The organism is Pseudonocardia sp. EV170527-09 (genome assembly GCF_008369905.1).
Taxonomy (GTDB): Bacteria; Actinomycetota; Actinomycetes; order Mycobacteriales; family Pseudonocardiaceae; genus Pseudonocardia.
Window position 1 is genome coordinate 1 of record NZ_VRMC01000146.1, and the last position, 7229, is coordinate 7229.

At 70.1% G+C, this 7229-nt stretch carries 8 protein-coding genes and 6 tRNA genes; 9 read left to right on the forward strand and 5 right to left on the reverse strand.

Annotation, left to right across the window (positions count from 1 at the left end):
• Window positions 1-143 precede the first annotated feature (143 nt).
• The 3 genes from FVA95_RS31090 (at window position 144) to FVA95_RS26760 (ending at window position 2614) form a co-directional block, all read left to right on the forward strand.
• The gene (locus FVA95_RS31090) at window positions 144-395 is read left to right on the forward strand and encodes a hypothetical protein (protein ID WP_161992477.1); all 252 of its coding nucleotides are present in this window, start codon (window positions 144-146) and stop codon (window positions 393-395) included.
• A gap of 267 nt (window positions 396-662) precedes the next feature.
• A complete protein-coding gene (locus FVA95_RS26755; protein ID WP_161992478.1) occupies window positions 663-1130 on the forward strand; it encodes a MarR family winged helix-turn-helix transcriptional regulator in 468 nt (155 codons plus the stop codon).
• Window positions 1127-2614: an FAD-dependent monooxygenase gene (locus FVA95_RS26760; RefSeq protein WP_149666599.1), complete on the forward strand. Its 1488-nt coding sequence runs from the start codon at window positions 1127-1129 to the stop codon at window positions 2612-2614. The genes FVA95_RS26755 and FVA95_RS26760 overlap by 4 nt, the downstream gene beginning before the upstream one ends.
• Before the next feature lie 293 nt (window positions 2615-2907).
• Here FVA95_RS26760 and FVA95_RS26765 read toward each other — a convergent pair.
• The 4 genes from FVA95_RS26765 to FVA95_RS26780 form a co-directional block, all read right to left on the reverse strand.
• Window positions 2908-2979: transfer RNA gene (locus FVA95_RS26765), tRNA-Val, on the reverse strand.
• A 62-nt stretch (window positions 2980-3041) separates the two neighbouring features.
• Window positions 3042-3569 (reverse strand): TIGR02611 family protein, encoded by a 528-nt coding sequence (locus tag FVA95_RS26770; RefSeq protein WP_149666600.1) that lies wholly within the window; start codon window positions 3567-3569, stop codon window positions 3042-3044.
• Window positions 3570-3595: 26 nt separating this feature from the next.
• Window positions 3596-4477 carry an anti-sigma factor gene (locus tag FVA95_RS26775; RefSeq protein ID WP_149666601.1) on the reverse strand — a complete coding sequence of 294 codons (882 nt, stop codon included), beginning with the start codon at window positions 4475-4477 and terminating at the stop codon, window positions 3596-3598.
• Between the two features lie 26 nt (window positions 4478-4503).
• Window positions 4504-5181 carry an RNA polymerase sigma factor gene (locus FVA95_RS26780; protein WP_149666602.1) on the reverse strand — a complete coding sequence of 226 codons (678 nt, stop codon included), beginning with the start codon at window positions 5179-5181 and terminating at the stop codon, window positions 4504-4506.
• A 279-nt stretch (window positions 5182-5460) separates the two neighbouring features.
• On the opposite strand from FVA95_RS26780, the gene FVA95_RS26785 reads away from it, so the two are divergent.
• From FVA95_RS26785 to FVA95_RS26810, 6 genes are all read left to right on the forward strand, one after another.
• The gene (locus FVA95_RS26785; RefSeq protein WP_149666603.1) at window positions 5461-5889 is read left to right on the forward strand and encodes an SsgA family sporulation/cell division regulator; all 429 of its coding nucleotides are present in this window, start codon (window positions 5461-5463) and stop codon (window positions 5887-5889) included.
• Between the two features lie 156 nt (window positions 5890-6045).
• Window positions 6046-6118: transfer RNA gene (locus FVA95_RS26790), tRNA-Gly, on the forward strand.
• A 19-nt stretch (window positions 6119-6137) separates the two neighbouring features.
• Window positions 6138-6212: transfer RNA gene (locus FVA95_RS26795), tRNA-Val, on the forward strand.
• 243 nt (window positions 6213-6455) lie between these two features.
• Window positions 6456-6528, forward strand: a tRNA-Gly gene (locus FVA95_RS26800).
• Between the two features lie 30 nt (window positions 6529-6558).
• A tRNA-Cys gene (locus tag FVA95_RS26805) sits at window positions 6559-6630 on the forward strand.
• A gap of 1 nt (window position 6631) precedes the next feature.
• Window positions 6632-6706 (forward strand) — tRNA-Val (locus FVA95_RS26810).
• Window positions 6707-6773: 67 nt separating this feature from the next.
• On the opposite strand, the gene FVA95_RS26815 is transcribed toward FVA95_RS26810, so the two are convergent.
• Entirely contained in the window at window positions 6774-7154 is a 381-nt protein-coding gene (locus FVA95_RS26815; RefSeq protein ID WP_240051757.1) for an SDR family oxidoreductase, read from the reverse strand.
• Window positions 7155-7229: the final 75 nt, after the last annotated feature.

A 7229-nucleotide genomic window follows, 5' to 3' on the forward strand; every position in this document is an offset into this window, starting at 1 on the left:
CCGACCCGAACCCGTCTCGTTCTCAGCAGAGCCCATAGGGTCTGATGTCATCACTCACAGTGCCCATCCCGCCGGACGCTGAGGTCCGGCGTGTCGGGCCGGAACCACCGTTCGTTGCACAGGCCGGCCCAGCGGTGCCCGGCGTGCCGTGGGACCGGGAAGGCGAGCACGTGATGGTCTCCGAGTGGTGGATCGTCGCCGCGGCAGTGGTCGGCGTCGTTGCCGTGTTGTCGATCAGCGAGTTGATCATTCGCAGGCGGCGACAGGCGCGGGCGGCGGGCCTCCAGGCGAAGGTCGACCGCCTTCGCGAGGAGCTGGCCGAGGCCGTGGAGCAGGTCGAGGACCACGCGCAGCAGCAGACGACCGGCACCCGGAAAGCGATGGGCGGCGAGTAGAACGACAGCGACCCCCGCCCGGGAAGGCGGATTCGAGAGGTCGTTGCAACACCGCTGACAGGTCAGGCGGACAGTGGTCGACGCAGACGCTCGCGGCTGGGTTGCGTCCAGGGACCACCGACACCACCGACCACTTCCGGCGATGCACGATGATTGCCGTCGGCGAGTACAGGGCTGTTTCGGCCCCGTAGCCCATGTTTCCCGCCGCCCCACTCGCTCTGCTCGTGGAGCCTGGCTCGCCGGACGACCTCAGATTATAGTTCCTTCGTGGAAGTAACTAGATCGGTCTGGAGCATCATCCGATCCCTGGACCGCGCCGCGCAGGTACAGCGCAGGGCCGCAGCCCGATCCACCTGGGGCCCGGTCCACCTGGGACTGCTCAACCTGGCCGCGCAACGGCCAGTCCGCCCGTCCGAGGTCACCGAGGAGTTGGACGTACAGGCACAGTCGGTCAGCCGGGCCGCGAGCGAGCTGGCGACGGCGGGCCTGATCGAGCGAGTCGGCGACGAGAGGGACGGCCGCTCTTACCGCATCGCGCTGACGTCGGAGGGCGAGTCGACGGTCGACAGGTTCCGCTCGGAGCTTGCATCGACTTTCGCCCGCCACCTGCAGGGCTGGACCGAGGACGAGATCACCGACTTCGCTCGCCGTCTCACGGAGCTGACCACCTCGATGGCGGAGGACCTGACGACAGAGCCACGGGAACGACGGCGCAACCCATGGCGAACTAGATGACATCCGCACCCAATCCCCGTGCCTTGCCGCAGTCCACCGACGTACTGGTAGTCGGCGGCGGCCTGACCGGACTCGCCTCAGCAGCCCTCCTCGGTCTCCACGGCGTACGGGTGCTCCTCGTCGAGCGACGCCCCGGTACCTCCCGTCATCCGAAGGCGCGGCTGGTCAATGCGCGAACGATGGAGATCTTCCGTGTACTCGGTATCGAGGGCCAGGTCCTGGCCGCCGGCGAGCCCAATGGCGGTTTCACCGTCGCCGACACCCTCGCCGCGGAGCACGAGATCTGGGTCCCCGCACCGGCTGAGGACGACACCGCCGATCTGAGCCCGTCTCCGGCATGGTCATGCGACCAGCAGCGGATCGAACCTCTCGTCCGCGACCGAGCCCACGAACTCGGCGCCGACGTCCGGTTCGCTCACACCGCGCACATCCAGAGCCAGGACGCCGACGGCATCAACGCCGTGATCGAGGGCCACACCGTACGAGCCCGCTACCTCATCGCCGCCGACGGTGCACACAGCCCGTCCCGGACCGCCCTGAACATCGACTGGAACGGCGAGTCGCTCCCGGGCGCCGCCGTGAGCGCGCTCTTTCACGCACACCTCGAACCAGCTCTCCGAGGCCGACACACAGAGGCCCTGTTCGCCCGATCGGCCGGCGCGTTTCTCTTCGCCCGCGGCAACGCCACCGGCCGGAGCTGGCAACTCGGCACCCATGTGTCCGACTCCGACCCGGACGACCTCGACCAGCACGTCCGCGACACGATCCGCATCGCAACCGGCATTCCTGATCTGCAGCCGGTCATCGACGACATCGCCACCTGGCGAACCGGCGCTTACGTCGCAACGCGGCTTCGCGCCGGTCGAGCTTTCCTCGTCGGCGACGCCGCCCACGTCATGCCGCCCTACGGCGGATTCGGCGGGAACACCGGCGTCCAGGACGCGCACGCACTCGCATGGCGACTCGCCTTCGCCTGCCGAGGGGACGAGACGTGGCTCGCCTCCTACGAGACCGAACGGCTCCCCGTCGCGCGACGAACAGTCAGCCAGGCGCTCCTCCGCTCCCGCAAGACACCTGGCGCTCCGCCGTCCCCGGAACAAATCGACGCCACCACCCTGGTGCTCGGGTTCCACTACGGGACCGGCGGCGTCGAGGACCCAGCGATCCCGTCCGGCGAGGCCGGCACCCGCGCCGCCCACATCCGGCTCCGCGACGGCCGCAGCAGCCTCGATCTCTTCGACCCCACCGCGTTCACGACGTTGGAGGTACCCGCCGACATCGTCACCTCTGAGGACCTGTCGCGGTGGGAACGCGTCTATCGACATGGCGTGACTATCCGACCGGATGGAGTCCTCGCAGCTCACCCCTCAGCCGCGCCGAGCACTTCGGTGTGCAGCAACCGGGGCACTGACGTGACGAGCGACAGCCCCCAGGTCAGCGGGCTCGTGTCGTCCGTGGACGTCCGCCGGGCACCGCCCGTGTGAGGGGCCGTTGTCAGGCAGTTGGACAGGCAGGCCGCCGCTCTGCTTCCCACGGCTGTGGCTCGCGCCATCTCGTCGACCTGGCACAGCTCGATCACGTCATAGTCAGGGGGCCACCCACCCGCTCGACCGGACCACCTACGGCGCGATGCCCCGTACTTGGGCGTCGGCCGCGGCCCGACCACCTGCCCAGGCTTGCCCCTGTCCGTGGCGTATTGGACAAGCAGGTTCCATCGAATACACGAAACCCCTGGCCGGTTCTCTCACTACAAGGAACTGACCAGGGGTTTTGACTGTGGGCGATACTGGGATCGAACCAGTGACCTCTTCGGTGTGAACGAAGCGCTCTCCCCCTGAGCTAATCGCCCTCAGCGGTGAAACCAACTCTACACAGCCCGTCCCCCCGCCGTTCACGGGGGTCACCGGTGGATCACCGCGAGCCCGTGACCAGCTCCGATCCGGGTACGGGCACCGGCGGGGGCGGCGGCTGGATCAACGGCAGCAGCGGCGAGTGCAGCCACTCCCAGTGGATCCCCACCCAGCCACCGACCGTCGCGAAGATCCCGAACAGCCACGCGCAGACCGCGACCGTGCCGAGGATCACGGTCATCACCAGCAGCTGCACGACACGGTTCTGGCGGCCCATCCAGGCGACCCAGCCGTCGTAGCGGACGCGGACCCAGTGCAGGAGCCGCTGGGCCCAGCTGAACTCGGCGGCGAGCACGCCCAGGCCGAGGAAGATGATCGCCCAGCCGGGCCCCGGCGCGGGCAGCGCGATGATCCCGATGATGACGATCGCGGTGCCGAGGACCCCCATGGTGATGCGGTAGGTCAGGTCCAGCACCGGCCTGCGGGCCACCCCCGCCCGGAACGCGCGGTAGCGGACCTTCGCCCGCCGGTACTTCCTGCGGACGCCGGTGTACCGGCGCCCGGAGGTCGTGTTCCCGGACGCCGACACACCGACGCCGTCCTTCTCCGTCGTACTCAGGTCTCCACCTGCCCGGCCGCGACTACCTTGGTCGGCGCGGGAGGGGCCTCCCTTCCGCGCTCGAGCGAGACGGCGTATGTCCCGTAGCTCCCGCTGTCGGGGGATTCTACGGACACCGGCCCCGACTGCCCGGCTCGCACGTCGAACGTGCCGATCGCCCGCGGAGTTCCGTCCCCGTTCAGCCCCCACAGGACATAGGTCTGGTCAGCGGGCTCGTTCGGGTCGAGCCCCATCGGCATGACCTCCCGCTGTCCGTCCTTCATCACGACCGCCGCGACCATCGGTCCCCCCGGCTCGGGGGACAGGAAGGCGTGCGGGGTCCCGGGCTGCGCGATGGCGGAGAGCACGTCGCGCATCTCCTGGGCCTGCGCGAGGCTCGCGTCGCGCTCGGCCTGCATCGACTGCATCTGTCCGACGACGACTCCTCCGCCGACGATCACCGCGAGTGCGACGGCCGCCGCGACCAGTACCCGACCGGGGCGGCGCAGCCACCCGTTCCGGGCGCGGCCGCGTCCGGGCCCCGCCGGCGGGCGTGTCGCGGCGACGGTGGGCCGCCCGGACCTCGACGGGCGGGTGCGCGACCCGGCCTCGGGCGAGGCGCCGGCGGGCGCGGCGTCGTCGCGCAGCGCGTGGCGCGGGACCGGGCGGTCGCCCGCCCGTCCGACCTGCGGGGTGTTCCGGGCCTGCTCCAGGATGGCGTCGCGCAGCGACGCGGGCGGTTCCACCTGCTGCACCGCGCCGCCGAGGACGGTGGTCGTCTCGGCCACGTCGGCGGCGAGCCGACGGCACTCGTCGCAACCCTCGAGGTGCTGCAGCACCTCGATCTCCTCGTCGGGCTCGAGGGCGTGGAGCGCCCAGCCGACCGTCTGCTCGTTCATCGGACAGGGCCTCCCCTCGTTGTCGTTCACGACAGCCCTCCCGCCAGGTCCGCCCCGGTGTCCCCGACCACGGGGGCCAGCAGATTCCGCAGCTTGGCCACCCCGGTGAACATGCGGGACTTCACGGTGCCCAGCGGCACCCCTGTCATCGCGGCCACCTCGCGTTGCGTGTAGCCGCCGTAGTACGCCAGTGCCAGGACCTTCCGCTGGTCGGCGGGCAGCTGATCGAGCGCGTCACGCACGTGGCCCGCGACCAGCGCGCCGATGGCGCCCTCGTCGGCGCCCGGCCCGGGCGGGGCGTTCCACTCCGAGCCGTCCTCCGACGCCGGGACGGTGCGACGCCGGATGGCGCTCTCCCGGCGGACGGCGTCGACGGACTTGTGGTGCACCAGTGTCAACAGCCAGGTGCCGAACCGGCCCTTGGCCGGGTCGAAGCGCGACGGGTCGCGCCAGAAGGCCAGGAAGACCTCCTGGACGACGTCCTCGGCGAGACCCTCGTCGGCGCAGATGCGGCGTGCGAGGGAGTAGGCCTGACGCCCGAACCGGTCGTACAGCTCGCTCAGTGCGGTCGAGTCCCCGGACACGATCCGTTGCACGAGGCGCGCGTCCCCGGCGTCGTCACGACGTGACGGATCACGGCGCGCAGCAGGCCCGGCGGCCCACCCGTGCTCGGGGCGGTCCGGCGGATCGGCGATGCCTGCCACCAGCGTTGTCCTCACGATTGCTGTGTTCGATGTCCGCACCCGTTCCGGTTCGGACTCCGACGAGAGTAGTCGTTCTGTGCTGCGCGGCTCACACGCCAGGACGGCGCCGAGCCCCGTTCAGCCCTGTCGTCGCACGCAGTGAGTTACACCGTTGTGACTCGATCGGGGGTCATCCCACGGTGACCCACGTTCATGCGCATCGAACCCGTCACCCCGAGGCCTTCTCTCTCGTTCCCACACTGACGCCCCACGCAACGCCCCCACGAAAGAGGATCACCGATGCGCGACGAGTCCAAGACGATCCGGGCGACGGCCATGTTCGAGCTCATCGCTCCGGACGCGCCCGTCGTGCCCGTGAAGGTCGAACTGTCCTACACGAGCCGCGACCCCTACGCCGTCCAGGCCTCGTTCAAGACCGGCCACGACACCACGGTCGACTGGGTCTTCGCCCGCGACCTGCTCGGCGACGGCCTGGTCGACTCCGCCGGCACCGGCGACGTCCGGGTGCAGCCGATGAGCGACGACCCGTCCCGGATCGAGCTCGAGCTCACCTCCCCCTCGGGCCACGCCCTGTTCACCACCTCCGCGGCGACGCTGTCGGAGTTCCTGCAGGCGACCTACGACGCCGTGCCCGCCGCCGCCGAGTACTCGTGGCTCGACTTCGACGCCGCTCTCGCGGACCTGCTGGACACCACCGCCCGGGACTGACCCGAGGCACCCCACCACCGGGCGGAGCACGTCTCCGCACGTGAGAGGACATCCGGTGGTGGAGAGAGGGGGCGGTCGGACCCCCCTCGGGGCGGGTGCTAATGTTCTCTCACCGCGCCGCGGACGAGCCTCACGGCCCGGGACGCGGTGCACGGTGCGGACGTAGCGCAGCTGGTAGCGCATCACCTTGCCAAGGTGAGGGTCGCGGGTTCGAATCCCGTCGTCCGCTCGGAGACTTCTCTTCCCACGCGCGATTAGCTCAGCGGGAGAGCACTACCTTGACACGGTAGGGGTCACTGGTTCAATCCCAGTATCGCGCACCATTTCCCGGATCCCCGGGGCCGCATTTCGGCCTCGGGGATCTTGCTTTTCCGGGACGACCGAATCTCCGGCCCGGCCCGCGAGAGGCCGGCAGCGCGCTCCCCCGGACGCCCCCGGCCGTCGTGGCACCGCCGACCTGGGCAGACGATCATCGGGTACCCCCTCGACAGCGGCCACGGACCGTGCGCTACTGTTCTCCCAACGCACCGGGAACTCGCGGAAACGCTTCGGGAACGGTGCGACATGCGGACGTAGCGCAGCTGGTAGCGCATCACCTTGCCAAGGTGAGGGTCGCGGGTTCGAATCCCGTCGTCCGCTCTGCCGGGCCGCGACAGCAGGCCGGTTTCCGGCGGCGTGGCCGAGTGGCTTAGGCAAGGGCCTGCAAAGCCCTGTACGCGGGTTCGATTCCCGCCGCCGCCTCGCGCGATTAGCTCAGCGGGAGAGCACTACCTTGACACGGTAGGGGTCACTGGTTCAATCCCAGTATCGCGCACCATCTCCCGGATCCCCGGGGCCGGATCTCCGGCCCCGGGGATTCTGCGTTTCCGGGCTCCGCGCCGAGGTCACCGCACCTGTTCCACCGGCCGCACGAGCACCTCGTTGACCGCCACGTGCCGCGGGCGGGTCACGATGTAGACGACGGCGTCGGCGATGTCGGCCGGCTGCAGCACCCCGCGCTCGCCCGTCGAGGTCACGTCCGGGGCGTACTGCGCACCCGAGGTCGTCATCTCCGAGGTGACGAGGCCGGGCTCCACGAGGCCCACCCGCACGTGGCGTTCGGCGTACTCCTGGCGCAGCGCCTCGGAGAACGCGCCGACCCCGTGCTTGGTGGCCGCGTAGATGTGATGTCCAGGGAGGTTGTCCCGTCCGGGGGCGGTGAGTCTGGCTGACAGACGAAGGCCTCCGGTTGTGAAGTGGAGCTGTCTAGGAACCGCTTCACCCACCGGAGGCCTTCGTGTCCCACGCTAACGCCGCCCTGACCCCGCGCGCCCGGCTGCGGCTCGCTCAACTCGTCGTCG